At 62.4% G+C, this 24,188-nt stretch carries 20 protein-coding genes; 7 read left to right on the plus strand and 13 right to left on the minus strand.

The features are described 5' to 3' along the window. Positions 1–168: 168 nt before the first annotated feature. Together trhP and ACJ8KE_RS20325 are read right to left on the minus strand one after the other, a co-directional pair. A complete protein-coding gene (gene trhP, locus ACJ8KE_RS20320; RefSeq protein WP_028127781.1) occupies positions 169–1,521 on the minus strand; it encodes a prephenate-dependent tRNA uridine(34) hydroxylase TrhP in 1,353 nt (450 codons plus the stop codon). A gap of 178 nt (positions 1,522–1,699) precedes the next feature. Further along, positions 1,700–2,038: a YegP family protein gene (locus ACJ8KE_RS20325; RefSeq protein WP_016926703.1), complete on the minus strand. Its 339-nt coding sequence runs from the start codon at positions 2,036–2,038 to the stop codon at positions 1,700–1,702. Between the two features lie 338 nt (positions 2,039–2,376). On the opposite strand from ACJ8KE_RS20325, the gene ACJ8KE_RS20330 reads away from it, so the two are divergent. After that, entirely contained in the window at positions 2,377–2,640 is a 264-nt protein-coding gene (locus ACJ8KE_RS20330; RefSeq protein WP_004941563.1) for an antitoxin, read from the plus strand. 3 nt (positions 2,641–2,643) lie between these two features. Next, complete coding sequence (locus ACJ8KE_RS20335; protein WP_016926704.1) at positions 2,644–3,033, plus strand: type II toxin-antitoxin system VapC family toxin; 390 nt, start codon at positions 2,644–2,646, stop codon at positions 3,031–3,033. A gap of 6 nt (positions 3,034–3,039) precedes the next feature. Here the strand turns inward: ACJ8KE_RS20335 and baeR are convergent, their stop codons facing one another. The 6 genes from baeR to ACJ8KE_RS20365 are packed head-to-tail and all read right to left on the minus strand — an operon-like array spanning position 3,040 to position 14,025. Then, complete coding sequence (gene baeR, locus ACJ8KE_RS20340) at positions 3,040–3,756, minus strand: two-component system response regulator BaeR (protein WP_004941568.1); 717 nt, start codon at positions 3,754–3,756, stop codon at positions 3,040–3,042. Beyond that, positions 3,756–5,138: a two-component system sensor histidine kinase BaeS gene (gene baeS / locus ACJ8KE_RS20345; RefSeq protein ID WP_016926705.1), complete on the minus strand. Its 1,383-nt coding sequence runs from the start codon at positions 5,136–5,138 to the stop codon at positions 3,756–3,758. Before baeS ends, baeR begins: the two co-directional genes overlap by 1 nt. Next, positions 5,135–6,565 carry a multidrug transporter subunit MdtD gene (gene mdtD, locus ACJ8KE_RS20350; RefSeq protein ID WP_016926706.1) on the minus strand — a complete coding sequence of 477 codons (1,431 nt, stop codon included), beginning with the start codon at positions 6,563–6,565 and terminating at the stop codon, positions 5,135–5,137. Before mdtD ends, baeS begins: the two co-directional genes overlap by 4 nt. A 10-nt stretch (positions 6,566–6,575) precedes the next feature. Further along, complete coding sequence (gene mdtC, locus ACJ8KE_RS20355; RefSeq protein ID WP_442517364.1) at positions 6,576–9,656, minus strand: multidrug efflux RND transporter permease subunit MdtC; 3,081 nt, start codon at positions 9,654–9,656, stop codon at positions 6,576–6,578. After that, on the minus strand, positions 9,653–12,772 hold the full coding sequence (locus tag ACJ8KE_RS20360; RefSeq protein WP_261420259.1) for an MdtB/MuxB family multidrug efflux RND transporter permease subunit: 3,120 nt from the start codon (positions 12,770–12,772) through the stop codon (positions 9,653–9,655). The genes mdtC and ACJ8KE_RS20360 overlap by 4 nt, the downstream gene beginning before the upstream one ends. Next, complete coding sequence (locus tag ACJ8KE_RS20365) at positions 12,772–14,025, minus strand: MdtA/MuxA family multidrug efflux RND transporter periplasmic adaptor subunit (RefSeq protein WP_261420257.1); 1,254 nt, start codon at positions 14,023–14,025, stop codon at positions 12,772–12,774. Before ACJ8KE_RS20365 ends, ACJ8KE_RS20360 begins: the two co-directional genes overlap by 1 nt. A gap of 272 nt (positions 14,026–14,297) precedes the next feature. On the opposite strand from ACJ8KE_RS20365, the gene ACJ8KE_RS20370 reads away from it, so the two are divergent. Together ACJ8KE_RS20370 and ACJ8KE_RS20375 are read left to right on the plus strand one after the other, a co-directional pair. Beyond that, positions 14,298–15,251: an aldo/keto reductase gene (locus tag ACJ8KE_RS20370; RefSeq protein WP_261106596.1), complete on the plus strand. Its 954-nt coding sequence runs from the start codon at positions 14,298–14,300 to the stop codon at positions 15,249–15,251. A 61-nt stretch (positions 15,252–15,312) separates the two neighbouring features. Then, on the plus strand, positions 15,313–15,930 hold the full coding sequence (locus tag ACJ8KE_RS20375) for a pyridoxamine 5'-phosphate oxidase family protein (RefSeq protein ID WP_016926711.1): 618 nt from the start codon (positions 15,313–15,315) through the stop codon (positions 15,928–15,930). On the opposite strand, the gene ACJ8KE_RS20380 is transcribed toward ACJ8KE_RS20375, so the two are convergent. Together ACJ8KE_RS20380 and yegD are read right to left on the minus strand one after the other, a co-directional pair. Continuing rightward, positions 15,927–16,493: a GNAT family N-acetyltransferase gene (locus ACJ8KE_RS20380; protein ID WP_016926712.1), complete on the minus strand. Its 567-nt coding sequence runs from the start codon at positions 16,491–16,493 to the stop codon at positions 15,927–15,929. The genes ACJ8KE_RS20375 and ACJ8KE_RS20380 overlap by 4 nt on opposite strands. A 51-nt stretch (positions 16,494–16,544) precedes the next feature. Continuing rightward, positions 16,545–17,897: a molecular chaperone gene (yegD, locus tag ACJ8KE_RS20385; protein WP_033639655.1), complete on the minus strand. Its 1,353-nt coding sequence runs from the start codon at positions 17,895–17,897 to the stop codon at positions 16,545–16,547. Positions 17,898–18,156: 259 nt separating this feature from the next. Between yegD and ACJ8KE_RS20390 the strand changes: the two genes are divergently transcribed. From ACJ8KE_RS20390 to alkA, 3 genes are all read left to right on the plus strand, one after another. Beyond that, on the plus strand, positions 18,157–19,167 hold the full coding sequence (locus ACJ8KE_RS20390) for an AraC family transcriptional regulator (protein ID WP_016926714.1): 1,011 nt from the start codon (positions 18,157–18,159) through the stop codon (positions 19,165–19,167). 147 nt (positions 19,168–19,314) lie between these two features. Then, positions 19,315–20,154 (plus strand): oxidoreductase, encoded by an 840-nt coding sequence (locus tag ACJ8KE_RS20395; RefSeq protein ID WP_016926715.1) that lies wholly within the window; start codon positions 19,315–19,317, stop codon positions 20,152–20,154. A gap of 161 nt (positions 20,155–20,315) precedes the next feature. Further along, positions 20,316–21,806 carry a DNA-3-methyladenine glycosylase 2 gene (gene alkA, locus ACJ8KE_RS20400; RefSeq protein WP_033639658.1) on the plus strand — a complete coding sequence of 497 codons (1,491 nt, stop codon included), beginning with the start codon at positions 20,316–20,318 and terminating at the stop codon, positions 21,804–21,806. Between the two features lie 8 nt (positions 21,807–21,814). Here alkA and ACJ8KE_RS20405 read toward each other — a convergent pair whose 3' ends face one another. The 3 genes from ACJ8KE_RS20405 to ACJ8KE_RS20415 form a co-directional block, all read right to left on the minus strand. After that, entirely contained in the window at positions 21,815–22,168 is a 354-nt protein-coding gene (locus tag ACJ8KE_RS20405; RefSeq protein ID WP_028127779.1) for a DNA-binding protein, read from the minus strand. A gap of 276 nt (positions 22,169–22,444) precedes the next feature. After that, positions 22,445–23,878, minus strand: a complete 1,434-nt coding sequence (gene mgtE, locus ACJ8KE_RS20410) for a magnesium transporter (RefSeq protein ID WP_016926718.1) — start codon at positions 23,876–23,878, stop codon at positions 22,445–22,447. A gap of 103 nt (positions 23,879–23,981) precedes the next feature. After that, positions 23,982–24,164, minus strand: coding sequence for a YfgG family protein (locus tag ACJ8KE_RS20415; RefSeq protein ID WP_004941600.1), 183 nt, complete (start codon positions 24,162–24,164; stop codon positions 23,982–23,984). Between the last annotated feature and the right edge of the window lie 24 nt (positions 24,165–24,188).

Here is a 24,188-nt window from a genome sequence, read left to right on the forward strand (position 1 = left end):
CAGCCCAAGGGAGATTGGGCCGGCTAAGGAGGTGGTTCCTAGTATTGCTATGCAAATATTTTCGTTGTTCGTTTTAAGCAGCGTGATAGTAACCAAGCTGCGCGCACATTGATGTGATCCAATTCTAATATTTGCTAAAAATCGCCGCCGAATGACGGCGATTCATTTTTATGCCCCGGCGCTATTTTCTTCCGCCAAATTGCGGATCAGCAACGCATAATTGAGATCGATATCCTGCGGGATCGGCAAATAAACGATATGGCCGTTGCCCGGCGCCACCTCAATCGATTCGCCTTTCTTATTTTTCATGCTCTCGAGGGTGAACACCACGTTGCCGCCCGGTGTCATCATTTCGACGCTGTCGCCGAGCGCGAACTTATTCTTCACGTCGACTTCCGCCCAGCCATCACGGCGCACGCCGGTGAATTCGCCGACGAACTGCTGGCGCTCGGAGAGCGAGGAGCCGTAGTCGTAATTCTGCTGCGCTTCGTGCACGTGGCGGCGCAGGAAGCCTTCGGTATAGCCGCGGTGCGCCAGGCCTTCCAGCGTGGTGAGCAGGGTCGGATCGAACGGTTTGCCGGCGGCCGCGTCGTCGATGGCGCGGCGATAGACCTGAGCGGTGCGGGCGCAGTAGTAGAAGGACTTGGTGCGCCCTTCGATCTTCAGCGAATGCACGCCGAGCTGCGTCAGACGCTCCACGTGCTGGATGGCGCGCAGATCCTTGGAGTTCATGATATAGGTGCCGTGTTCGTCCTCGAAGGCGCTCATATATTCGCCTGGCTTTTGCGCTTCAGACAGCATGAACACCTTGTCGGTGGGCGCGCCGATGCCCAGCGTCGGCTCGACGGTTTGCACCGGGATCGGTTCGTGCAGGTGCACGATATTGCCGGTGTCGTCCTCTTTGCCTTCTTCCGCTTTGTACTGCCAGCGGCAGGCATTGGTGCAGGTGCCCTGATTGGGATCGCGCTTGTTGATGTAGCCGGACAGCAGGCAGCGGCCGGAGTAGGCCATGCACAGCGCGCCGTGGACGAAGATTTCCAGCTCCATGTCCGGCACTTCGGCGCGGATCTCGGCGATCTCTTCCAGCGACAGTTCGCGCGACAGGATCACGCGGGTCAGGCCCATTTGCTTCCAGAACTTCACCGTCGCCCAGTTAACGGCGTTGGCCTGCACCGACAGGTGGATGTCCATCTGCGGGAAGGCTTCGCGCACCATCATGATCAGGCCAGGATCGGACATGATCAGCGCATCCGGGCCCATATCGATAACCGGCTTCAGATCGCGCAGGAAAGTCTTCAACTTGGCGTTGTGCGGGGCGATGTTGACCACCACGTAGAATTTTTTGCCCAGCGCATGCGCTTCGTTGATGCCCTGCGCCAGATTCTCATGGTTGAACTCGTTGTTGCGCACCCGAAGGCTGTAGCGCGGCTGGCCGGCGTAAACCGCATCGGCGCCGTAGGCGAAGGCGTAACGCATATTTTTCAGCGTGCCGGCCGGGGAGAGAAGTTCCGGTGTAAACATAGTGTGTCTCGGTCTGATTTCAGGTCAGCACCACGCCACCTGATGGCGCAGTAAAAGCGGGGGATTGTAGCCGCAGCGCGGCAAGAAATCAGCAGTTAACCGGATTTATTCAAGGGAGATTGATCCCGGTCAAACGGAAAACGCGCGGTGGCGGCCACCGCGCGGGCGAAACGGGGGATCAGGCGCTCAAATCGCGGATGTCGGTGGTCGGGCCGTTTTTCGTCACCGACTGGATACCGTTTTTGGCCGCGCTTTCGGAGCTGTACATTTCGCTGACGCCGATCACCTGATGGTTCTTGGCCTTCAGCACAAAATAGGGCTGATTGCTGGCGCTGTGCTTCAGTTCGTACTGCGCTTCGTGCGGTGAATTGGTCTGCACCGAGGCGATGCCGTTCTCCGCCGAGGCTTTGCTGGCATACATCTCGCTGGCCAGAATGATCTCGCCGTTACTGGCTTTCAGGTTGAAGTGGTACTGTCCGTTCTTTGCTTTTTTCAGCTCGTAATGACCGATTGCCATGGTTCTTCTCCTGTAGGTTCCGATTCGTGATGTAAGTGTAGCCAATCGCTTGAAAATCGGCGGCTAAACCTCACAGCAGCTTAGTCGAAAAAATGCGCAGTTTTTTTGCGCCGGCGCGGAGTTTTCGTCCGAGAAGCACAGCGCCGCACGGGAAGCTAAGGGAGCGGGCGGCGATTGCGCAGTGCGCCGCATAACAAGGGGAACAGGGTTTCACCCCGTGAGATTGTGCGTTACTGTTTGGCCGTTTCGTCAATGTGGATGAAAAATGAGCGATATATCTTGGCATCGAAACGCTACAGGCATATGCTTTGGCCTATGCCTGCTGTGGAGGTGTCAAGATGGAAAGAATCGCAAAGCTGTTTAAAAACGGCAGAAATCAGGCGGTGAGGTTACCGGTGGAATTTGAATTTGATACGGATCGTGTCTATATCCGTCGCGATCGGGAGGGCAACGTGATTTTATCCAAATATCCGGCAAAGCCGGACAGCTGGGCACCGCTGCTGAGCATTATCGCCCAAACGCCGGTGCCGCAAGAATTTCTTGGCGCGGAAGATCGTCAGCAAGGGGTGGCAGACCGCGATCCGTTCTCAGAGGAAGAGTAGGCGATGTACATGTTTGATACCAACACCGTCAGCCACTTGTTTCGGCAGCATCCGCAGGTGCTTAACGTCATGGAAAAGCTCCCGCCTTCTGCCGTATGTATTTCCAGCGTCACGGAGGCGGAACTGCTTTACGGTGTGGCTAAACGGCGGAACAAGGCGTTGCAAAGCATGGTCGAGGCCTTTCTTGCTGCAGTGACGGTCTATGCATGGGATAGCGAGGCCGCCCGTTGCTACGGTGAAATGCGGGCAACCATGGAGAGAAAGGGCAAAATCATGGGCGCGATGGATCAACTGATCGCCGCTCACGCGCAGAGCCGTGGCGCGACGCTGGTGACCAACGATCGCGCATTCGCCATGGTGCCCGGGTTGGCGGTTGAAGACTGGACGCGCTGATTTCCCCTAAACCCCATTCATCAGCCGGCAGGGCTCGGCTTCCCAGCGGTAGCCCACGCCGTATACCGAGCGGATGAAGGATTTTTCCCCGTCGATCAGTTCCAGTTTGCGGCGCAGGTTTTTGATGTGGCTGTCGATGGTGCGGTCGGTGACCACCCGGTAGTCGTCGTACAGGTTGTTCAGCAGCTGCTCGCGTGAAAACACGTTGCCCGGCTGGCTGGCCAGCGTTTTCAGCAGGCGGAACTCCGCCGGCGTCAGATCCAATAACTGCCCCTGATAGCTGGCCTGGAAGCGCGGTTCATCGATGTGCAGCAGGTCATCTTCCCGCGCGTTCTCCTGCGGCCGATAGCTGCGGCGCAGGATGGTTTTCACCCGCGCCACCACTTCGCGCGGGCTGTAGGGTTTGCAGATGTAATCGTCGGCGCCGATCTCCAGCCCCAACAGGCGGTCAATCTCTTCAATTTTCGCCGTCACCATCACGATGGGCACGTCGCTGAAGCGGCGCAGCTCGCGGCACACCGTCAGGCCGTCGGCCCCCGGCAACATCAGGTCGAGCAAGATCAGCGCCGGCGGATGCTGGTGCACGGTCGGCACCACCTCATTGCCGTTGGTCAGCCAGCGGGTGGCGTAGCCCGCCGCCTGGAGATAATCCACCAGCAGTTGGCCCAGCTTGGGCTCATCTTCAACAATCATGATCTGCACGGGTTGATTCTGAATGTCCATCAGGGCGCCTTATTTTTTATCGGGGTAGCAAATTCTACTGTAATGCGCACGCCGCCTAAAGGCGAATGCTCGGCGCGGATTTTCCCGTCGTGCGCTTCCACGATGTTGTGGCAGATCGCCAACCCCAGCCCGGAACCGCCGCTGGCGCGGTTGCGTGAACCTTCCGCCCGGTAGAAACGTTCGAAAATGCGCGTCAGTTGCTGATCGCTGATGCCCGGCGCGCTGTCCTGCCAGTAAAGGAGCAGCCGCCCCGGCTGCTGCTCGACGCCGATCTCCAATCGGCCGCCGGCGTCGGTGTAACGCAGGCTGTTTTCCAGCAGGTTATTGAACAGTTGGTTCAGGCGATCGGGATCGCCGAACAGCGGCGCTTGCGCCGGCAGATGGGTGACGATCTCCAGCCCTTTGGCGCGGAAGCGTTCGCGGAAGGCGGCGACGGCGATCTGCACCAGGTGCACGCAGTCCACCGACGCCTTGCGATAGGCCAGCGCGCCGAGATCGGAGAGCGACAGCTGGTGCAGATCGTCGACCAGTTTGGTCAGGGTGGATACCTCGGCCTGCAGCGAGCTGAGCGACGCCGGCGTCGGCTGGCGCACGCCGTCCTGCAGCGCCTCCAGCTCGCCGCGCAGCACCGCCAGCGGCGTGCGCAGCTCGTGCGACACGTCGGCCATAAAGGCGCGACGCATCTGCTCGTTTTTTTCCAGCGAGGTGGCCAACTGATTGAAGTCGTGCGCCAGCCTGCCCAGTTCATCCTGGCTGCTGACCGCCACGCGGGTGGTGAAATCGCCGGCCGCCAGGCGGTGGGTGCCCGCCACCAGGCGCTTGACCGGGGCCAGCATGCCGCGCGACAGCAGCCAGGTCACCGCCGCCGCCAACAGGGTGGAGAGCGCGACGATAATCCAGCTGGTGCGCCGCTGCTGGCGATCGAAGTTGATGTCGGTATTGCGCGTCAGGCGCTCGACCGGGGTGGTGAGCACCCAGCCGACGATCTCGTTGTTGTAGCGGATCGGGTGGCGAGGCCCTTCCTTCGGCAACGGGCCGGAATGCCCGACCAGCCGATTGAACTGGCTGTCCACCACCCAAAACTGGGTGCGCCACCCCTTGGGCGGCAGATTGTGGCTGCTGTCGCTATTCTGCTCGAACGAACGCATGATTTGGTAGACCACCTGATCGTTGTTGCGCAGGAATATCCAGTTGCCATGATGGCTGTACTGTTCCTCCAGCGCTTCGCTCAGCATGTTGATGCGCTGCTCGTTGCTGCTCTTGATGTAATCGATAAAGCCGCGCTCAAAGCTGACACGCACCCCCCAATGCATGGTGATCAACACCAGCATGCAGGTAGCGAAAATGGCCAGGAACAGTTTTCCGGTAATGCCTATCCTCATTGCAACCTCGTTGAGCCGGTACCCGGCTCTTTGGTCAGCGTGCGGTTGGGCGCGCTATCGGCCGGCACGCGCGCGAAGGCGAGCGCGGGCAGAGCGATAATCAACGCCATACAGCAGTAGCTGTAAATGAATGCGCTGTGGATGGCCGGGCTATCGGCCACCACCTGGTGATGGGCGAAGCTGCCGATCAAGATGCCGGCGACGCTGACGCCGAGGCTCATCGACAGCTGCATGACCATCGACAGCAGGCTGTTGCCGCTGCTGGCCAGCCGGTCCGGCAGATCTTTCAGCGTCAGAGTGTTCATCGCCGAGAAGCGCAGTGAGTTGATCATCCCCTGGAAGAACAGCACCACCGGCAGCAGCCACAGCCAGCCGAGCATCGCCGCCAGCAGGAAGCTCAGGCTGACCAGCGCCAGCAGCAGCGTGGCGGCCACCAGCACGTTGCGGTAGCCAAAGCGGTTGACTACCTGCACCACGATGCGCTTCATGCCCATGCTGCCGATGATCATCGGGATCATCATCAGCCCGGCGTGGAACGGCGTGAAACCCATGCCCACCTGCAGGAACAGCGGCGTCATGAACGGCAGCATGCCGCTGCCGATGCGCCCCAGCAGGCTGGCCAGCAGCCCGATTTTGTAGGTTGGGGTGCGAAGCAGCCGCAGCGAGAACAGGGCGCGGCTATTGCCGTAGGCATGCCAAACATACCCCAACAGCGCCGCTGCGCCCAGCGCCACCAGGCCGGCGATGGCGCCGCCGGACAGCCCCATGCCTTTATGGCCGTCGAGCGCCAGCGTCAGCGACGCCATGCCGATCGCCAGCAGGATAAAGCCGCTGAGATCGAAGCGGCGGGTCTGCATTTGGTAGTTGGGCATCAGCAGCAGTGTGGCGATGGCGCCCACGATGCCCACCGGAATATTGATCAGGAAAATCCAGTGCCAGCTGGCGTATTGCACCAGGAAACCGCCCAGCGCCGGCCCCATCAGCGGGCCGATCTGGCCCGGCAGCGTCACGAAGGTCATCGCCGCCATGTACTGCTCGCGCGGCACGATCTTCATCACCGTCAGGCGCCCGACCGGCACCATCATCGCGCCGCCGACGCCCTGAAGCACGCGCGAGGCGATCAGCTCGTTCAGGGTTTCCGAACGGGCGCAGAGGAGGGAGCCGAGGGTGAACAGCACGATGGCGCTGAAAAACACCCGCTGTACGCCGACTTTGTCCGCCAGCCAGCCGCTGGCCGGCAGCGTCACCGCCACCGTCAGCACATAGGAGACGATCACCGACTGCATGCGCAGCGGGTTCTCCCCCAGGCTGGCGGCCATTGAGGGCAGGGCGGTGTTGACGATAGTGGTATCCAGCGTCTGCATAAAGAAGCCGAATGCCACTATCCAGAGTTGCCAGCGTACCGTGGCGGCGTGTTTCATCAGCATCAGTCGGCCATTAATGGGGCAGCGGAGCCAGTTGCTTGTTGCGGCGGAACTTCGCCTGCAGCCGGTCGAAGTAAAGGTAGACCACCGGGGTGGTGTACAGCGTCAGCAACTGGCTCATCACCAGGCCGCCGGCGATGGTGATGCCGAGCGGCTGGCGCAGCTCCGCGCCGTCGCCGCTGGTCAGCACCAACGGCAGCGCGCCGAACAACGCCGCCAGCGTGGTCATCATGATCGGCCGGAAACGCAGCAGGCTGGCCTGGAAAATCGCCTCGCGGGCGCTGATGCCGCCGTTGCGCTGCGCTTCGAGCGCGAAGTCGACCATCATGATGGCGTTTTTCTTCACGATGCCGATCAACAGCATGATGCCGATCAGCGCGATCAGGCTGAACGGCGCGCCGAACAGCTCGAGCGCCAGCAGCGCCCCCACGCCGGCGGAAGGCAGCGTGGAAAGGATGGTCAGCGGATGGATATAGCTCTCATACAGCACGCCGAGCACGATATACACCGTGGCGATCGCCGCCAGGATCAGGATCAGCTGCGACTTCAGGGTGTCCTGGAACACCTGGGCGGTGCCGGCGAACGCGCCGCGCACCGTGGACGGCACGCCGAGCTGAGTCATGGTGCGCTCTATCGCCGCGGTGGCGTCCGACAGGCTGCCGCCGTCCGGCAGGTTAAAGGAGACGGTCGAGGCGGCGGACAGCCCCTGATGGTTGACCGACAGCGGCGCGTTGGCCGGCCGCCAACTGGCGAAGTAGGAGAGCGGTATCGCTTTGCCTTCGTTGTTGATGATGAACATTTTGTTCAGCGAGCTCACGTCCTGGGTGTAGGGCGGCGCCACTTCCATCACGACTTTGTATTGGTTGAGCGGTTGGTAGATGGTCGAAATCTGTCGCTGGCCGAAGGCGTTGTTCAACAGGTTGTTGGCGTCGGACACCGAAATGCCGAGGCGCGCCATGGTTTCGCGATCGTAGACCAGATCCATCTCCGAGCCTTTATCCTGCTGATCCGAGTTGACGTCCGCCAGCTCGGGCAATGCGGCCAGCGCGGTGCGGATCTTCGGCTCCCATTCGCGCAGCGCGGCGAGATCGTCCGCCAGCAACGTATATTGGTAGCTGGCGTTGGCCTGCCGGCCGCCGACGCGGATATCCTGCACCGCCATCAAAAACAGGCTGGCGCCCGGTTCTTTGGCCAGGCGGGCGCGCAGGCGGGCCATCACTTTCTGCGCGTCGTCGCTGCGTACCGACAGGGGTTTCAGTGAGATGAACATCGAACCGCTGTTGGTGCGCGAACCGCCGGTAAAACCGGTGACGTTTTCCACGTCCGGATCTTCGCGCACGATTTTCATGAAGTCTTCCAGTTTGCCGCGCATTGCCTGGAACGAAATGCTTTGGTCGGCCTGAATAAAGCCCATCAGACGCCCGGTATCCTGTTCCGGGAAGAAGGTTTTCGGGATGCTGATATACAGCCAGACGTTGAGCGCAACGGTGGCGAGGAACACCGCCAGCACCCAGCGAGAGTGGCCGAGCACCCAGTTCAGCGAGCGCCCGTAGCCCTGCTGCAGCGCCAGCAGCATTTTGCCGAAGCCGCGCGCCCGCCGCTGCGAACGCGGCGGCTGGTGGCGCAACAGGTAGGCGCACATCATCGGCGTGAGCGTCAGCGAGACGATCAGCGACAGCCCGATCGACACCGACAGGGTGACGGCGAACTCGCGGAATAGCCGGCCGGGCAGGCCTTCCATCAGCAGCAGCGGGATAAACACCGCCACCAGCGAAACGCTCATCGACAGCACGGTGAAACCGACCTCCCGCGCGCCCAGCAGCGCGGCGTTGATCGGTTTCATGCCGGCCTCGACGTGGCGGGAAATGTTTTCCAGCACTACGATGGCGTCGTCCACCACAAAGCCGGTGGCGATGGTCAGCGCCATCAGCGACAGGTTGTTGAGGCTGAACCCGCACAGATACATGGCGGCGAACGAGCCGATCAGCGACACCGGTACGGCGACCGCCGGGATCAGCGTGGCGCGCCCGGAGCGCAGGAAGATGAATACCACCAGGATCACCAGCCCGATGGCGATCGCCAGCGACTGTTCCACCTCGGCCAGCGACGCGCGGATGGTCGGCGAACGATCCTGCGCGACGTTGAGTTGAATCGAGGCCGGGATATTCTCCTGCAGGGCGGGCAGCTCGGCGCGAATGCGATCGACGGTTTCGATGATGTTGGCGTCCGGCGCGCGGCTGATGGCCAGAATGATCGCCGGTTTGGCGTCGGTCATCCCGGCGTTGCGCACGTCTTGCACCGAGTCTTTGACCTCGGCCACGTCGGCTAAACGCACCGCCGAGCCGTTGTTGTAATGAACGATCAGCGGGCGGTAGGCGTCGGCGGTTTTCAGCGCGTCATTGGCCTGGATCTGCCAGCGCTGCTGCGGGTTTTCCACGGCGCCCTGCGGGCGGCGCACGTTGGCGTTGGCGATGGCCTGCCGTACGGTGTCCAGCGACACGCCCTGATTGAACAGCGCCGAAGGGTTCAGCTCCACCCGCACCGCCGGCAGCGAGCTGCCGCCTACGGAAACGTCGCCGACGCCCTCAGTCTGGCTGATCTTCTGCGCCAGCTGGGTGGAGGCGAAATCGTAAAGCTGCCCCTGGCTGTAGGTGTCCGAGGTCAGCGTCAGGATCATGATCGGCGCGTCGGAAGGGTTGACCTTGCGGTAGCTGGGGCGGCTCGGCATGCCGGTCGGCAGCAGGCTTTGCGCGGCGTTAATCGCCGCCTGCACGTCGCGCGCGGCGCCGTTGATGTCGCGATCGAGATCGAACTGCAAAATGACCCGGGTACTGCCGAGCGAGCTCATCGACGTCATTTCGTTAACCCCGGCGATGCGGCCCAGCGCGCGCTCCAGCGGCGTCGCCACCGAAGACGCCATGGTTTCCGGCGAGGCGCCCGGCAGCGACGCGCTGATCGAAATCACCGGAAAATCCACCTGCGGCAGTGGCGATACCGGCAACAGGCGAAAGCCGATCGCGCCGCTGATGGCGATGGCCAGCGTCAGCAGGGTGGTGGCCACCGGCCGGTGAATGAACAGGGCGAAGAATCTCACGGCAACTCCTGCGTATCCGGCTGGCGATGCGTGTTGCGCGCCAGTTTGTCAAACAGCAGGTAGATCACCGGCGTGGTGAACAGCGTCAGGATCTGGCTCATGATCAAACCGCCGACCATACAGACGCCGAGCGGATGCCGCAGCTCCGCGCCGACGCCGGTGCTCAGCATCAGCGGCAGCGCGCCGAGCAGGGCCGCCAGCGTGGTCATCAGGATCGGCCGGAAACGCAGCAGGCAGGCCTGATAGATGGCGTCGCGCGGCGATAAGCCCTGCTCGCGTTCCGCCGCCAGCGCGAAGTCGATCATCATGATGGCGTTCTTCTTCACGATGCCGATCAGCAGGATGATGCCGATGATGGCGATCACGTCCAGCTCGCTGCCGGCCATCATCAGCGCGAGCAGCGCGCCGACCCCGGCGGTCGGCAGGGTGGAGAGGATGGTGACCGGATGAATGAAGCTTTCATACAGCACGCCCAGCACGATGTACATCGCCACCACCGCCGCCAAAATCAGCCACAGCGTGCTGCCGAGCGCCGCCTGGAAGGCCAGGGTCGCCCCCTGGAATTGGGTAGTGATGTCCCTTGGCATGTTGAGATTTTTTTCCGCCTGGGTGACCGCGTCCACCGCCTCGCCGAGCGAGTAGCCGTCGGCGACGTTGAACGAAACGGTGGCCGACGGGAACTGGTCGAGATGGTTGACCGACAGCGGGCCGAAGCGCTCTTCGATTTTGGCGATGGCGCTCAGCGGCACCACGGCGCCATCGTTGCCGCTCAGACGGATCTCATTGAGCGCCGCCAACCCCGGTGTCGCGCTGACGTCGTGCTCCAGCACCACGCGGTATTGGTTGGCCTGGGTGTAGATGGTGGAGATCAGGCGCTGGCCGAACGCGTTGTACAGCGCATTGTCCACGTCGCTCATGGTGACGCCGAGGCGGGAGGCCGAATCGCGATCGACGTTGACGTAGGCCACCAACCCCTGATCCTGCCAGTCGCTGGTGACGTCCGCCAACTGCGGGGTTTGTTTCAGCTCATCCATCAGCTGCGGCACCCACAGGCTGAGATCGTCCAGCGACATCGCCTGCAGGGTGAACTGGTACTGGGTGCGGCTGACCTGGGTATCGATGGTCAGATCCTGCACCGGCTGCAGGTACAGCTTCACGCCGGGAAACTGCGCCGTTTGCTGCTGCAGGCGGCTGATGATCGCCGGAATGCGGTCGCTGCGTTCGCTCAGCGGCTTCAGGTTGATCTGCAACCGGCCGCTGTTGAGCGTGGCGTTGCTGCCGTCGACGCCGACGAACGAGGTCAGGCTTTCCACCGCCGGATCCTTGAGGATCTGCGCTGCGACCTGCTGCTGGCGCTCGGCCATGTTGCTGAACGAGACGCTCTGCGGCGCTTCCAGCGTGCCCTGAATGATGCCGTTGTCCTGCACCGGGAAGAAACCTTTCGGGATCAGCAGATACAGCAATACCGTCAGCGCCAGGGTGCCCACGGCCACGCCGAGCGTCAGCCAGGGATGGTTAAGCACCGTTTTCAGCCACTGGCCGTATCGCGCGATCACCCGCTCGAAAAAGCGTTCGGAGGCGGCGGAAAAACGGTTCTGCTTGCGCAGCGATTCGTGGCTGAGCATGCGCGCGCACATCATTGGCGTCAGCGTCAGCGACACCACGGCGGAGATCAAAATCGCCACCGCCAGCGTGACGGCGAACTCGCGGAACAGGCGGCCGACGATGTCGCCCATGAACAGCAGCGGGATCAGCACCGCCACCAGCGAGAAGGTCAGCGAGATGATGGTGAAGCCGATCTCGCCGGCCCCTTTCAGCGCGGCGTCGAGCGGTTTTTCCCCTTTCTCGATGTAGCGCGAGATGTTCTCGATCACCACGATGGCGTCGTCCACCACGAAGCCGGTGGCGATGGTCAGCGCCATCAGCGTCAGGTTGTTGATGGAGAAGCCGAGGAAGTACATGGCGGCGAAGGTGCCCACCAGCGACAGCGGCACCGCCACGCTGGGGATAATGGTCGCCGGCACGTTGCGCAGGAACACGTAGATCACCATCACCACCAGCGCGATCGCCAGCAGCAGCTCGAACTGCACGTCGCTGACCGAGGCGCGGATGGTGGTGGTGCGATCGGTCAGCACCTTGACGTCGACCGACTTGGGCAGGCTTTTAATCAGAGTCGGCAGCATTTCGCGGATGCTGTCGGCGGTGGTGATGACGTTGACGCCGGGCTGGCGTTGGATGTTCAGCACGATCGCCTGCTGCTTGTTGGCCCAGGCCGCCAGCCGGGTGTTTTCCGCCCCTTGTTCGATGGTGGCGATATCCTGCAGGCGGATCGCCGCGCCGTTCTGATAGGCGACGATCAGCTGGCGATAGTCGTCGGCAGATTTCATTTGGTCGTTGGCGGACAAGGTGACCGATCGGGTCGGGCCGTCAAGGCTGCCTTTCGCCGAGTTGACGTTGGCGTTGCTGATGGCGGCGCGGATGGTTTCACTGTCCAGGCCATAGGCGGCGACCGCCGCGGCGTTCAATTTTACGCGCACCGCCGGGCGTTGGCCGCCGGCCAGGGTCACCAAGCCGACGCCGGTCACCTGAGAAATTTTTTGCGCCACGCGGGTTTCCACCATGTCTTCCACCTGCGTCATCGGCATGGCGGTGGAGGTCACGGCCAGCGTCAGGATGGGCGGATCGGCGGGGTTAACCTTGCTGTAGATCGGCGGGTAGGGCAGATCGTTCGGCAGCAGGTTGGTGGCGGCGTTGATCGCCGCCTGCACTTCCTGCTCCGCGACGTCGAGCGGCAGCGCCAGCTGGAACTGCAGCGTCACCACCGAGGCGCCGCCGGCGCTTTGCGACGCCATTTGCTTCAGGCCGGACATCTGGCCGAACTGGCGTTCCAGCGGCGCGGTAATGGCGGAGGTCACCACGTCCGGGCTGGCGCCGGGGTATAGCGTCACCACCTGGATGGTGGGGTAATCCACCTCCGGCAGGGCGGACACCGGCAGCGCGCGATAGCCGATGATCCCCGCCAGCAGTATCGCCACCATCAGCAGGGTGGTGGCGACCGGGCGCAGGATAAACAGGCGGGAAGGGCCGCCGCCGCGGGTCGGTGGCATCACCTGCATCAGGACTTCCTCTGAACGTCAGGTTCGCGCTTGGCTTTTGACGCCGCAGGCGCGTCGTTCGGCGCCAGCACTTCCACCTGCATGCCTTCGGTCAGGCGATCAATGCCGTCGGTCACCACCCGATCGCCGGCGTTGAGGCCGGCGCTGATCACCACCTGCCGGCTGTCCTGCACGCCGGCGGTGACCCGATGTTTGCTGACCTTGTTGTCTTCGCCGAGCGTCCAGACGAAGTTGCCCTCGTTGCCCATCTGCAGCGCGGCGGTCGGGATCACCACCGCGTCGTGCAGGGTATCCACCTGCAGCCGCGCGTTGACGAACTGGTTGGGGAACAGCGCGTCATCTTCGTTGGCGAAACGCGCTTTCAGCTTGATGGTGCCGGTGGCGGTATCAATTTGGTTGTCCAGGCTCAGCAGCGAACCGGTCGTCAGCTTGTTCTGGTTGGTGCGATCCCAGGCTTCGACGCTCACCGGCCCGGCTTTTTGCGCCTTGAGCAGATCGGCGATGTTGCCTTCAGGCAGCGTGAACACTACGTCGATCGGGTGCGTCTGCGTGATCACCACCAGACCGGTGGTGCTGCCGCTGGTGACATAGTTGCCGACGTCGACCAGTTTCAGGCCGACGCGGCCGTCGATTGGCGCAGTGATGCGGCTGTAGGTGATCTGCAGTTTGGCGCTGTCGACCGCGCCCTGATCGGCCTTGATCGCGCCTTCGGTCTGCTGCACCAGCGAGGCCTGCGTATCCAGCTCCTGACGGGAAACCAGATTGGTTTTCACCAACTGCTGATAGCGCGCCAGATCGCGCCGGGCGTTGGCCAGCGTGGCCTGATCTTTTGCCAACTGCCCCTGAGCCTGGGTCAGCTGCACCTGGAACGGCCGGGGATCGATCTCCGCCAGCAGATCGCCGGCTTTGACCTGCTGGCCTTCGGTAAAGTGGATCGCCATCAGTTGGCCATCGACCCGGCTGGTGACGGTCACGGTATTGGCGGCGGTGGCGGTGCCCAAGCCGGAAAGATAGCGCGGCACGGTTTGTTGCGTGGCTGTCGCCGCCTGCACCGGCGACATCGGCGCGCCGCGTCTGCCGCCCGCCGCGCGGTCCGCTCCCGTTTTACCGGCGGCCTGGTGCGCGCCCGGCGTCGTCCCGGCGGTCGGTTGAACGGCGCTGAAATGGCGCCAGGCCAGAACGGCGACGATGATCGCAATCGCCGCAGCCAGCAGGCGCAGCAGCAGGGAACGACGTTGGGGTTTTGCATTCATGGTGGTGAAAATTCTCTCCAAAAGGCAGGGGCGCGGGCACTCATTGCCACAAAAATGACACTCCTTACAGGATACTAGTTTAGCCAGCGAAGACGGCATAAAAATGAAGGAAATATGGAGGAACCGTCAGCATTGTCTTAATAAGTGGGTGATTTGCGCGTGCTATGTTTATAAGTGATTTATTCCGGCTTATAGCCAATACGTTTTAACGATTTCCTGCATTTGGCGCTAATAATTAACAGGCAAATCATTTAACCCATGGAGCCTTTGTGATGAGCAAGAAACAACTGGGCCGTTCGGGCATTCAGGTGCCGGCGTTGACCTTTGGCGGCAACGTGTTCGGCTGGACGGCGGATCAAGCGACCTCGTTCAGTCTGCTGGATGCGCTGGTGGACAATCAGCTCAACTTTATCGATACCGCCGACGTCTATTCCAGCTGGGCGCCGGGCAACCGGGGCGGCGAATCGGAAACCGTCATCGGCGAATGGCTGAAGAAGAGCGGCAAGCGCGACCAGGTGATCATCGCCACCAAGGTGGGCAAACCGATGGGCGAAGGCAAACAGGGGCTGTCGCCGCGCTATATTCAGCAGGCGGTGGAAGATTCGCTGCGCCGTCTGCAAACCGATTATATCGATCTCTACCAGTCGCACGACGATGACCGCGATACGCCGCTGGAAGAGACGCTGACGGCGTTCGATGCGCTGATCAAAGCCGGCAAGGTGCGGGCGATCGGCGCCTCCAACTATCAGGCGGATCGCCTGGAAGAAGCGCTGCGGGTGAGCGAGAACAACGGATTGGCGCGCTACGAAACCCTGCAGCCGGAGTACAATCTGTATGCGCGCAAAGGGTATGAAGCCGAGCTGGAAGGCGTGGCGCAGCGCCACGGGCTAGGGGTGATCAATTTCTTCGCGCTGGCCAGTGGTTTTCTGACCGGCAAATACCGCAGCAAAGCGGACGAGGGCAAAAGCCAGCGCGGCGATCGCATCGTCGAACGCTACCTGAACCCGCGCGGTTTCCGCATTCTGGCGGCGCTGGATCAGGTGGCGGGCAAACACGGCAGCTCCCCGGCGCAGGTCTCGCTGGCCTGGCTGATTGCGCGCCCGAGCATCACCGCGCCGATCGTCAGCGCCACCTCGTTGCCGCAGTTGGATGAGTTGGTCAGCGCCACCCGCCTGACGCTGGATGCGGACGACATTCAGACGCTGAACCACGCCAGCGCTGAGTAAAAGCCGCCGGCGATTTTGCTCTATGCTGAAGGGGTCAATATGACTTATTCAGGAAACTGCAATGTCTGGCGATATCATCAACGACCTCGCGGCGCTGGAACAGCTTTACGGCAAACCCGCCGCGCCCTCGGTTTTTAAAGAAGTCAGCTATATCCACCCGGCGTACCGTCCGTTTATCGAGGCGGCGCCGTTTGCCGCCCTCTCGACCGTCGGGCCGGACGGCATGGATGTCTCCCCGCGCGGCGATCCGGCCGGTTTTATCCAGATCGAAGACGAGAAAACCCTGCTGCTGCCGGACCGGCGCGGCAATAATCGCATCGATAGCCTGCGCAATATCCTGCACGATAACCGGGTGGCGCTGCTGTTGCTGATCCCCGGCATCGGCGAAACGCTGCGGATTAACGGGCGGGCGGAGATCGTGGTGGCGCCGGCGGTGCTGCAGCGCTTCGCTCACCGCAACCAGTTGCCGCGTTCGGTGCTGCGCATTCGGGTGGAGGCGGTGTTCTTCCAGTGCAGCCGGGCGATCTTGCGTTCGGGATTGTGGGAAGAGGGCAGCCGCCTCGAACGTTCGGCGCTGCCCAGCCCCGGCCATATTTTGGCCGCGGTGAGCCAAACGCGCTTCGACGGTGAGGAGTACGACAGCGCGCTGCCGCAGCGGCTGAAGGATACGCTGTATTAATCGCCGTGGCGTTCGCGCCACGTTTGCCGGTTCAGCCGGTACAAGACGTGCTGTTGCAGCGGATGGCCCGCCGGCAGACGCGGGTGCAGGAAGGTTTCGCCGTCGAAGCGCATGCCGATGCGCGTCATCACCCGGCGCGACGGCTGGTTATCTTCGGCGGTGAAGGACACCACTTCCGGCAAGTGCAGCGTGTCGAAGGCGCACGCCAGCGCGGCGCGCGCCGCCTCTGCGGCGTAGCCGTTGCCCCAGTGGGCCGCCGCCAGCCGCCAGCCAATCTCCACGCAGGGGGCGCAAGGCAGGTCGTCGCCCGGCCGCGCCAGCCCGACAAAACCGATAAAGGGCGCGCCGCCTTTCACTTCCACCGCCCACAGCCCCCAGCCGTGTTGTTGCATGAAGGCGCGGATGCGTTCGGCCTGCGCGCGGCTTCCCTCGGCCGTCATCGGCGCCGGGAAATAGCGCATCACCTGCGGATCGGCGTTGAGCGCGGCGAAGGCCGGCAGATCGTCATCACGCCAGGGGCGCAGCCGCAGCCTGGCGCTGTCGAGGGTAAGGATGGTCGACATGATGCATAGCCTCCAATGAACAAGGGCGCGGCGAGCCGCGCCCGTGGGCAGTCAACGGAACAGCGTTTGCGCCCAGCGCGCCAGCCCGGCGGTGACCGAGCCGAAGTCGTTGCCGCCGACGATCGGAATGCCCGGCAGCTGCTGTTGCAGCGCGGCGCGCAGCAGGGGTGAGCGCGCGCTGCCGCCGGTCAGGTAGATCACCTGCGGCGCGGTCTGGCTGCTGGCCAGCGCGGCGCTGACCTGCTCCTGAATGCGCATCAACGGCTGCGAGATGGCGTCGGCGAGCTGAGCCTGGCTGATGTTCTCCGCCAGATCGGCCTGCACGAAATTGAGCGGCGCGCTGATGGCCGTTTGGCCGGACAGGGCGATCTTACTCTCTTCTGCCGCCCGCACCAATCGGTAGCTCAGGCGCTGCTGGTACACTTTCAGCAGGCGCTTGACCTTTTCCGGCTCCGCCGCGTCGAGGATCAGATCGCGCAGCACGCGGCCATTGGCGGCGCTGTAGAAATCGTTTTGCGCCGGCACGTCGTTGGTCGCCACCGCATTCCAGTAAGGCAGCGCCGGCAGGGCGATGCCTTTCGCGGTTTCGCCGCCCAGGCCGAACAGCGGCATCAGCTGTTTGAAGGCCAGCATGATGTCCAGATCGTTACCGCCGACCCGGCAGCCGCTGTGGCCCAGCAGGCTCTGCTGGCGATCGGCGCGGTCGCGCCACTGCGGCCCCATCAGCAGCACCGAGCAGTCGGTGGTGCCGCCGCCGATGTCCACCACCAGCACGGTTTGCTCTTCGCTCAGCGTCGCTTCGAAGTCCAGCCCCGCCGCCACCGGCTCGAACTGGAATTCAATGTCCTTGAAACCGGCGCGTTCGGCGGCGCGCTGCAAAATGCCCTGCGCCTGCCGGTTGGCTTCGTCGCCGCCGATGCCCTGGAAGTTGATCGGCCGGCCGATCACCGCCTGATCGATGCCGGTCTGCAGCACGTTTTCCGCCTGGCGTTTGATGTGGAACATCATGGCGCACACCAGGTCTTCGAACAGCGCGATCTGCTGCGGTTTCAGGCCGTTGGCCCCGAGGAAGGATTTCGGCGAGCGCACGAAGTACACCTCTTCCGGATCTTCCATGTAGTGCGCCAGCGCCTGCAGACCGAACAGCACGCTGTCGCCGTTGACCGGAATGTCTTCTTCGCGGTTGTAACTGATGGCGCGGCGCAGCAACTGCTGGTTTTCTTCGCTGCCGGTCGGGATCTGCCAATGGCGGTGCAGGCATTCGCTCACCGCTTCGCGGGTCGGCGCGCACAGCATCGAAGGCAGATAGGGCGCGTTGTTTTCCAGCGTCAACAGCTCGGGGCCGTGGTCGCGCATCACTGCAACGGAACAGTTGGCTGTCCCGTAGTCGAATCCAATAAACATCTCTTTTTTGTCCCCATGCCAATGAAGGGGGGCGACTTTACCCGAGACGGGGCCGGCGGGCAATGCGCCAATGCGCGAGTGTCGAAAAATTTAGCGTGCGCGAACTTTCTCAGTGTGAATAACGCTCAAGCCGCAGCAATGGCACAGTCGGCTATGAAAATGGCGTGCTTCGCCCATCAAGACGCACGCCATTTCTTTATACTCAACAGGTATTCCGAGCGGGGAATGCCTTTCCCTATGACTCTGCGATGAGGATTCCATGACGCGCAACTCTACCTTTCTCATGAATATCGGCTGGCGAACCCTGCTGAAAGATCTGGGACTCCAGCCGACGGATGTTTTACGCCGGGCTGCATTGCCTGAAGATCTGTTGTCACGCACCGCTGAAGGGATCACAACGGAAGAATATTTCCGCTTCTGGCGCGCGATGGAGGAAGGAACGGGCGACCCGTTGTTTCCGTTGAAAATCGTTGCGCTGATGTCAACGGAATCGTTTGACCCTCCGATATTCGCCGCCCTGTGCAGCGCCAATCTGGCGCAAGCTGTCCAGCGGTTAGCGAAATACAAGCAACTTACGGCGCCGATGAGCCTGGAGCTCGCCATCGGCCCTGAAGGCGAAATGACGATTTCACCCCGCTGGCTGTTGGCGGAGGAGGCAGTACCGGCGTCTTTGCTGGTGGCTGAGCTGGCATTTTATGTTCGGCTGGCGCAGCTTGCCACGCGCGAACCGGTAAAAGCGCGCCGTATCACCTTGCCTGAACTGCCGCCTGCAGCGCTTTCACGCCCCTTGGCAGCCTTCTTCGGCTGCGCGGTAACGCCTGGGGCAGGGCCGGGCATTACTTTCTCCTCCGCAGATGCCTTGCGTCCCTTTTTGACAGTGAATGAGGGCATGTGGCGCGTTTTCGAACCCGAGCTGCGTCGTCGCCTCAGTGAACTGGACGCCACGGCAACCACCGGAGAGCGCGTTTGTGCGGTGCTGCTGGAGTTGATTCCCAGCAATACCGCCGGCATCGATGCGGTGGCGGCAAGATTGGGCATGAGCCGCCGGACGCTGCAGCGGCGTCTGGAAGATGAGGGCGAGAATTTTCGTTCGCTGAGCAACGGCACCCGGGAAAAATTGGCGCGCCACTATCTTAAGCATTCGACCCTTACCAGCGGAGAGATTGCCTTTTTGCTCGGTTTTGAAGAGCCGAACTCTTTCTTCCGCGCCTTTCACGAATGGACAGGGCAAACGCCGGAAGCGGCTCGCCAGGCGATGCGGCTGAATTAGCCGAGAGGCGCTGTTCACGTTGGCGCATTCTGCGAGTTGATTGGCGCGGTTCGACATGGTTGCGGCAGGGCCCGTCGCTTAAAGTGGACAACATACAGACTGCGCAGGCAGTCGCCAACGCAATCATCCTAATAAGGAGCAGTCAGTATGAAGTCCAAAGTGATCCTGGTGACCGGCGCTTCGTCCGGTATTGGTGAAGCCACCGCCGTCACGTTAAAGCAGCGCGGGCACACCGTTTATGCGGCCGCCCGCCGGGTTGAGCGCATGCAGGCTCTGGTTGCCGCTGGCATTCGCGTTTTGCCGTTGGACGTCACCGACGATGCTTCCATGGCGCAGGCGGTAAAGACCATCATCGCCGAAACGGGGCGTATCGATGTGCTGGTCAATAACGCCGGCTACGGCTCCTATGGCGCTATTGAAGACGTTTCTGCGGATGAGGCTCGCGCTCAATTTGATGTGAATGTGTTCGGTGCGGTTCGGCTGACGCAGCTGATTTTGCCGCACATGCGAGCGCAGCGCTCCGGCACCGTCATCAATATTACGTCGATGGGCGGAAAAATACATACGCCGCTGGGCGGTTGGTATCACGGCACCAAATTCGCCTTGGAGGCCATCAGCGACTGTCTGCGCATGGAGGTGCAACCTTTCGGCATCGACGTCGTGGTGATCGAACCCGGCGGCATCCAGAGTGAATGGGCGGATATCGCCGCGGAAAAACTGATCGGCGTTTCCGGCCAGAGCGAGTACGCCGCTCAGGCTCATGCTGTCGCCCACGCCATGGTCAGCGACGCCAGCAAGAAACGGCAATCGCCGCCGAGCGTGATTGCCGATACGATCGCCAAAGCCGTCGCCGCCCATCGTCCGAAAACGCGCTATGCGGTGGGGTTTGGCGCGAAACCGTTGATTTTTCTGCGGCGCTTGTTGTCCGATCGCGCCTTCGATGGGCTGATGCGTCGGGCATTGGGGGTACCGCGCCAGGGGCAATAAATCGTCGGGCTGCGGGGCTTTATGTCGGTGGCGGTAAAAATGGTGCGTCTGAACGCTGTTAAGACGCATAATCATTAAAGACAATCGCTAATCTGGACGGCGGGAAGGCGCGTAACTTAATGTCCGAATTCCGCACGTCAGCGCGCCAGCCGAGCCCCATAATGCCGAAAAAACCGACCCCGAGCGTTGCCATGAATACTCAACAGCAAGCGTTGTACGACGCGCTGCGCGCGCGTGACCGCAAATTCGACGGACGCTTTTTCGTCGGCGTCTCTTCAACCGGTATCTATTGCCGTCCGGTGTGCAGCGCCCGCACGCCGAAGCGGGAAAATTGCACCTTTTATCCGAGCGCGGCGGCGGCTGAACTGGCGGGGTTTCGCCCCTGCCTCAAATGCCGGCCGGAGCTGGCGCCCGGTCTGGCGCTGATCGATCTGGGCAACCGTTATGCGCAGGTGGCGGTGCAGCTCATCGAGCAGGGATATCTGTCCGAACACAGCTGCGAAGCGCTGGCGGCGCGGCTGGGCATTTCCGATCGCCATCTGCGGCGCATCTTCGCCGAACAGTTTGGCGCTTCGCCGATCGATTACGCGCAGTCGCACCGGCTGCTGCAAGCCAAGCGCCTGCTGGCGGATACCGATCTGCCGCTCAGCGAGGTGGCGTTCGCCGCCGGCTTCGGCAGCCTGCGGCGTTTCAACGAGCTGTTCAAGGCGCGCTACCGCCTGATCCCGTCAGCGCTGCGCAGCGGCGGCGCGCGCGGTGAACGGGCCGCCGCCAGCGGGCTGGTGTTTCACCTGGGCTATCGGCCGCCCTATGACTGGGAGCGCATGCTGAATTTCTTGCAGGCGCGCGCCGTGCAGGGCGTGGAACGGGTCGACGGACGCCGTTACCTGCGCTCGATCGCCGTCAGCCAGGGCGGCACGGAACACTGCGGCTGGGTCAGCGTGCAGCCGGAAGAGGCGCGCAATCGGGTTCGGGTCGAGATCGCGCCTGCGCTCAGTCTGGTGACGACGGAGGTGTTGCGCCGGGTGCGCCTGCTGTTTGATCTGGACGCCGCGCCGGATCGCATCAATGAGGCGCTGGGCTCGCTGGCGGCCGATGCGCCGGGGCTGCGCCTGCCGGGCTGCGTGAACAGTTTCGAGCAGGCGGCGCGGGCGGTGCTGGGCCAGTTGGTCAGCGTAAAAATGGCGGCGACCTTCGCCGGGCGGATGGCCGAACGCTGGGGGGAAGCCCTGGCGACGCCGCATGAGGGCATCACCCATGTCTTCCCCACCGCAGAACGGGTGGCGCGGCTGCAGCCCGAAGAACTGCGCCCGCTCGGGGTGCAGCTGAAGCGCGCGGCGGCGCTGATCGAGATCGCCCGCGCGCTGGGCGAAGGGCGGCTGCAGCTCGACAACGTGCTGGATATCGAGCGGGGCATCAAGGCGCTGACCGCGCTGCCGGGCATCGGCAGCTGGACCGCCAGCTATATCGCGATGCGCGCCTGGTCGTGGCCGGACGTGTTCCTGGCCGGCGATTATCTGATCAAACAGCGTTTTCCCGGCATGACGCCGCGCCAGATAGAACGCTACGCCGAACGTTGGCGCCCGTGGCGTTCTTACGCCACGCTGCATCTGTGGCACAACGACGGCTGGGCGCCGGAAGGGGAGAGTTGAACGCAGAGCTAGCGAGGGGCGTCGATCAGCTGCAGCAGGCGGCTCATGCCCTCGCGCATCAGGAACGCCAGCAGCTTTTCCCGCTCGGCCGGCGTCAGGTGGTAGTAATGCTCGATCCAGACCCGTATCGGATCCTGACGTTTGACGTCGTAGTCCGGATGATCGGCCTCGCGCAAGGCCGACAGGCTGCGCGCGCCGAACGGCAGGCTATCGATATGGTATTCCAGCGCTTTGCCCTGTACGCCGCTGCGGCGGCGGCTGACCCAGCCTTCACGCCGGGCCATCAAATTGACCCCTTGCGGAGTTGAAGGCAAGCCCGCCTTACCCATCAGTTCCCTGGCGGAAAACCATTTCTTTTCCATAGTCCCTTATCCCTGAGCCATCACATGTCGAGGAAAACCAACGGATACGCTGATACTCGCATGGGCGCTTCATCTTACTTAATCGTTTAAGCCTCAGGTGTTATTTATATCACTAATCTTGTCTTGGTTAACATAATGTGACGGATGAGGGAATACGGCGTGGTTTGAACGCGGCAAATGGCGGCGGGGGCTCTGTTATTCTGGCGAATCATCAGGGCACGTTTTCAACGATGTCATCCGGTGGAAAGGGCCGGCACAGGGCCGGCTTTTGGCGTATTACAGTAGGAACAGAGTGGCGAGGCCGAGGAAGATGAAAAAGCCGCCGGTATCGGTCAGCGCGGTGATGAGCACGCTGGAGCCGACCGCCGGATCGCGGCCCAGTTTGAGCATGGTCATCGGGATCACCACGCCCATCAGCGCCGCCAGCAGCAGGTTGAGCAGCATCGCCAGCGTCATTACGCCGCCCATCGCCGCGTCGCCGTAAAGCAGCCAGGTGACCACGCCCATGATGCCGCCCCACACCACGCCGTTGATGATGGCGACGCCCAGCTCCCTGAGCATCAGGCGCGAGATGTTGCCGACTTCGATCTGGTGTAGCGCCAGCGCGCGCACGATCATGGTGATGGTCTGGTTGCCTGTGTTGCCGCCGATACCGGCGACGATCGGCATCAACGCCGCCAGCGCCACCAACTGGGAAATGGTGTGTTCGAACAGACCGATCACGCGCGAGGCGACGAACGCGGTGCAGAGGTTGATCGCCAGCCAGGCCCAGCGGGTCTTGACCGCCTTGCTGACCGGGGCAAACACGTCTTCTTCCGGGCTCAAACCGCCCATGCGGCGCAGGTTGGTGTCGCTCTCTTCGTTGACGGCGTCGACGATCTCTTCGATGGTCAGGCGGCCCATCAGTTTGCCCTTGGCGTCAACCACCGGGGCGCTGATCAGGTCGTAACGTTCGAACGCGCCGGCCGCTTCATCGGCCTTGTCTTCGGGCTGGAAGGTGGCGGGATCGCTGTCCATCACCTCGCGCACCGGGATCTCCGGGTCGTTCAGCAGCACTGCGGTCAGCGGCAGTTCGCCCAGCAGGGTGTTTTTGCGGTCGGTGACGAACAGTTTATCGGTGGCGTCGGGAATGGTTTTGCGCATGCGCAAAAAGCGGTGCACCGCGCCGAGCGTGACGTCCGGCCGCACCGTCACCAGTTCGAAATCCATCATCCAGCCGACGCTGTCTTTGGCGTACTGGCTCATCTCGCGCACCTGGGCGCGCTGTTCCGGCTCCAGCGAGGTCAGCAACCGGCCCATCAGGTTGCGCGGCAGGTATTGCGCCAGGTAGGCCTGTTCGTCGACGTCCAGCGTTTTGATCGCTTTGAGCAGGTCTTTGTCGCTCATTTCCTCGATCAGGCTATCCCAGACCGGTTCGGCGACTTCCACCAGCGTCTGGCCGCGCTTGCTGTTGCCCACCAGCCGCCACAGCGCCATACGTTCGTCCTGCGGCAGCGCCTCCAGCAGGTCCGCAAGGTCGGCGGCGTGCATGTCGTCCAGCAGGCCGGTGATTTCCGCCGTCTGGTTCAGCAGTTCGCTTTGGCTGAGGGCGTGTTCATCCCCTGGCCGGCCGAGAATGCCGTCGACCAATTCCTTATTGTTCAACAGCAGAGTGAGAATGCGCTGGCGGTGTTCAGCGACTTTTTTGACGTTATGGGTTGCGGCTGACATGGTGTTCCTTAACGGGCGCTCGGCCTTCCTGACGCAGGCTCATTAAAAGATAGAGCATAGCGAGTGCCGGCGTCATTTTTATGAAACGGACGGGGCGCGGCGGTTATTCAGAGGAGGCGTCCTGTTGCGGGGCGCTGACTTCGGCGGCGTTTTGCGCAGCGGCCTGCTTTTTTTCCTGATGATGAGGCACCGCCACCACGGCGGCGTACAGCAGTCGGCCGACTAAAATGATAAAGCTGATAAACAACACTATCTTCGTCATCTGTCCGGTGGTTTTCTTGCGCATATATCACCCGGTATGCCGGTATCC

Origin of the sequence: Serratia sp. CY56464 (genome assembly GCF_052168435.1) — a bacterium.
GTDB classification, from domain to species: Bacteria; Pseudomonadota; Gammaproteobacteria; order Enterobacterales; family Enterobacteriaceae; genus Serratia; species Serratia marcescens.

Coding starts and splice junctions, on each gene's coding strand:
- ACJ8KE_RS20335 (WP_016926704.1), top strand. CDS start 2,644: ATGTACATGTTTGATACCAACACCGTCAGCCACTTGTTTCGGCAGCAT.
- mdtD (WP_016926706.1), bottom strand. CDS start 6,565: ATGCTGATGAAACACGCCGCCACGGTACGCTGGCAACTCTGGATAGTG.
- alkA (WP_033639658.1), top strand. CDS start 20,316: ATGCCGAAAAAACCGACCCCGAGCGTTGCCATGAATACTCAACAGCAA.
- baeS (WP_016926705.1), bottom strand. CDS start 5,138: ATGAGGATAGGCATTACCGGAAAACTGTTCCTGGCCATTTTCGCTACC.
- ACJ8KE_RS20370 (WP_261106596.1), top strand. CDS start 14,298: ATGAGCAAGAAACAACTGGGCCGTTCGGGCATTCAGGTGCCGGCGTTG.
- ACJ8KE_RS20415 (WP_004941600.1), bottom strand. CDS start 24,164: ATGCGCAAGAAAACCACCGGACAGATGACGAAGATAGTGTTGTTTATC.
- ACJ8KE_RS20325 (WP_016926703.1), bottom strand. CDS start 2,038: ATGGCAATCGGTCATTACGAGCTGAAAAAAGCAAAGAACGGACAGTAC.
- baeR (WP_004941568.1), bottom strand. CDS start 3,756: ATGGACATTCAGAATCAACCCGTGCAGATCATGATTGTTGAAGATGAG.
- ACJ8KE_RS20405 (WP_028127779.1), bottom strand. CDS start 22,168: ATGGAAAAGAAATGGTTTTCCGCCAGGGAACTGATGGGTAAGGCGGGC.
- yegD (WP_033639655.1), bottom strand. CDS start 17,897: ATGTTTATTGGATTCGACTACGGGACAGCCAACTGTTCCGTTGCAGTG.
- ACJ8KE_RS20380 (WP_016926712.1), bottom strand. CDS start 16,493: ATGTCGACCATCCTTACCCTCGACAGCGCCAGGCTGCGGCTGCGCCCC.
- mgtE (WP_016926718.1), bottom strand. CDS start 23,878: ATGTCAGCCGCAACCCATAACGTCAAAAAAGTCGCTGAACACCGCCAG.
- trhP (WP_028127781.1), bottom strand. CDS start 1,521: ATGTTTACACCGGAACTTCTCTCCCCGGCCGGCACGCTGAAAAATATG.
- ACJ8KE_RS20330 (WP_004941563.1), top strand. CDS start 2,377: ATGGAAAGAATCGCAAAGCTGTTTAAAAACGGCAGAAATCAGGCGGTG.
- ACJ8KE_RS20365 (WP_261420257.1), bottom strand. CDS start 14,025: ATGAATGCAAAACCCCAACGTCGTTCCCTGCTGCTGCGCCTGCTGGCT.
- ACJ8KE_RS20360 (WP_261420259.1), bottom strand. CDS start 12,772: ATGCAGGTGATGCCACCGACCCGCGGCGGCGGCCCTTCCCGCCTGTTT.
- ACJ8KE_RS20390 (WP_016926714.1), top strand. CDS start 18,157: ATGACGCGCAACTCTACCTTTCTCATGAATATCGGCTGGCGAACCCTG.
- ACJ8KE_RS20375 (WP_016926711.1), top strand. CDS start 15,313: ATGTCTGGCGATATCATCAACGACCTCGCGGCGCTGGAACAGCTTTAC.
- ACJ8KE_RS20395 (WP_016926715.1), top strand. CDS start 19,315: ATGAAGTCCAAAGTGATCCTGGTGACCGGCGCTTCGTCCGGTATTGGT.